This window comes from Vibrio sp. 10N.222.49.C9 (genome assembly GCF_041474985.1).
Lineage (GTDB): Bacteria > Pseudomonadota > Gammaproteobacteria > Enterobacterales > Vibrionaceae > Vibrio > Vibrio crassostreae_C.
Map to the genome: position 1 here is coordinate 1 of NZ_JBFRVD010001527.1, position 391 is coordinate 391.

Below are 391 nucleotides of genomic sequence, written 5' to 3' on the forward strand. Positions count from 1 at the left end.
AGTCAGAACGTTTTGAATACTATCTAGATAAGCCTGAAAAACTTACTCTTGTAAACGGAGTTAACGATAAAATTGCATCCTCTTTAAAAGAGTCAGGCATCCAAACAATCAAAGAACTATCGCACCTTACTGAAGATGACTTGATTAACATCAAGGGTATTGGAAGGGTAAGCGCACAAAAAATCATAGCACAGCTTAGTCGAGTGCTTTGAACGTCTACTAGTATGAGGTTCTTATGACAAAAAATTGGCCCCCATGTGGGAGAATTGCACACCTTGCAGGTGGTCTGACTGCTCAAGTCGAACCTATGAGTGACCAAGTTATTTTGTGGCCCCAAAGTATCGATGGCAAGGAGGCACAAATATCGATACCGACTTTTGGACGATTGTAT

The 391-nt window shown here is 40.9% G+C and carries 1 protein-coding gene; it reads left to right on the forward strand.

Annotated elements, in window-relative coordinates:
• Positions 1-212, forward strand: a 212-nt coding sequence (locus tag AB4585_RS29085; RefSeq protein ID WP_372172276.1) for a helix-hairpin-helix domain-containing protein, incomplete at its 5' end; no start/stop codon positions are given.
• Between the last annotated feature and the right edge of the window lie 179 nt (positions 213-391).